The following is a 1,731-nucleotide window of genomic DNA, read 5'->3' on the forward strand; positions in this document are numbered from 1 at the left end:
CTTAAATCAAACCCCAAACCGAGCCGGAAACTCCAATCTTCAAAAACACAAATAGTCTCAAATCATTCGACGACGGACAACGCCAGGTTGCGATCCTATAGTAGCTGTACCGTTTGTAGTTAGCCTTCCGCCACCTGTTACTGTGACAGAACCTGGCCCATCATGCCCGACGGAAAGACCAGTTGTAGTCAAAGCGGACCCGGCACCGTCAATTGTGATATTCCCGCTCGTTGGAACCGGCGCGTGTCCCACTATTGTTGTCCTGGCTACAACATTACCGCCATTCGTGATGCGCAGAGTGCCTGTCCCATTGTAGCCGATGTAAATATAATAATCATTAGTAAAACTCGAGCCGACACCGTCGACGGTCACCAAGCCGTCGCCGCCCAAATATCCTATGGCGGTGTAGTATCCTGGTGCGGCGGCAACAGTTCCGCCATTTGCTATCGCAAGCGTGCCTGCTGTCCCGTTGCCGACATACATATACCATGTATAAGGAACCGTCCAGGTCGGCGAAGGATTGGGTGTCAATGTAGGGATGACGGTTCCGGTGACGGTAACCGATTGTGCGTTTACGCCGGTTGCTGTCGCGATAGCTATTGCAAGAGCCGAAACGGTAACTTGCAGGGAGGAAACTGTCGCCTTTTTCGCGGTATGCATTCTCATTTATTCTATTCCCCATAAGAGAAAAGCTTGTATATTCACAATATATAGAGGTGGTTCGGGAAATCTGGACAGCGGAGATAAGTGGAATTTCTGCCTGACTTCGGCTTAGGCCGTGTGGACGGATTTGACCAAGATGAAACCTGCTGCGAGTGCAACGATGGATGCGAAGTTCCGCTTCGTCTTCTCGCAGCGTAGCGCGACCCGCTTGAAGCGTTTGAGCCTGCCGACCGCCTGCTCGATGCGGGCGCGGCCCTTGTAGATGGCCTTTGCAAAGAAGCCCGGCTTACCCTTCTCGTTGGCCTTGCGCGGAATGACCGGGATGATGCCGCGCGAGCGCGCCGCTTGTCGGTTGGCCTTGCTGGCGTAACCCTTGTCGGCAACGGCCGCCCTCGGATCGACATCGGGGCCGAGGCTGAGCAGGATCGGGAAATGCGGTGCATCGCCCTTCTCGCCGCCGGTCAGGTCGAAGGCGATGAGGTGGCCGTCGAAATCGGTCTTCAGGTGGATTTTGGTGGAGAAGCCGCCGCGTGAGCGGCCGAGCGCCTGACCCTTCTGCCCCCTTTTGCCCCTGCTGCCGAGACATGGGCGCGCACGATGGTCGAATCGAACATCTAGACCAGATGCGCCGAGGATGACAGCGAAGCCAGATGGTCGAAGAAGGTCTCGAACACGCCCGCCTTGCTTAACCGGTCGAAGCGTCTCCAGACGCTGTTCCATTTGCCGAACCGCTCCGGCAGCGCCCGCCAGGAGATGTTGTGAACCGAGAAATAGTGCATCGCTTCCAGAAACAGCCGGTCGTCGCGACCCTTGTCGCCACGGCGCGGCAGTGAGGCCCGGAACACCTCCAGCGCCACCACCCAATCCTTCTCCGTCATCTGCGTGGACATCGCCGACCTCCAAATCAGTCGGCTCTCCATGAATCAGACAAATCCCCCCAGAGGAACCCTCTTCGCTCTTCATGCGGCAATCCGTCCACACGGCCTAGATGCCGAGAACAGGAGATACCATGACGAGACGACCACGCCGGAACCACAGCCCGGCTTTCAAGGCAAAGGTGGCGCTTGC

General features: G+C 57.0%; 3 protein-coding genes. All 3 read right to left on the bottom strand.

Annotated features, from left to right (window positions below; all coding sequences use genetic code 11):
* Positions 1 to 57 precede the first annotated feature (57 nt).
* Complete coding sequence (locus ACFO1V_RS09465) at positions 58 to 666, bottom strand: hypothetical protein (protein ID WP_374834748.1); 609 nt, start codon at positions 664 to 666, stop codon at positions 58 to 60.
* 105 nt (positions 667 to 771) lie between these two features.
* Positions 772 to 1,383 (bottom strand): IS5 family transposase, encoded by a 612-nt coding sequence (locus ACFO1V_RS09470; protein ID WP_374834750.1) that lies wholly within the window; start codon positions 1,381 to 1,383, stop codon positions 772 to 774.
* Positions 1,278 to 1,553, bottom strand: a complete 276-nt coding sequence (locus ACFO1V_RS09475; RefSeq protein ID WP_374834752.1) for a transposase — start codon at positions 1,551 to 1,553, stop codon at positions 1,278 to 1,280. Before ACFO1V_RS09475 ends, ACFO1V_RS09470 begins: the two co-directional genes overlap by 106 nt.
* Positions 1,554 to 1,731 lie beyond the last annotated feature (178 nt).

Origin of the sequence: Daeguia caeni (genome assembly GCF_042653845.1) — a bacterium.
GTDB lineage: Bacteria > Pseudomonadota > Alphaproteobacteria > Rhizobiales > Rhizobiaceae > Brucella > Brucella caeni.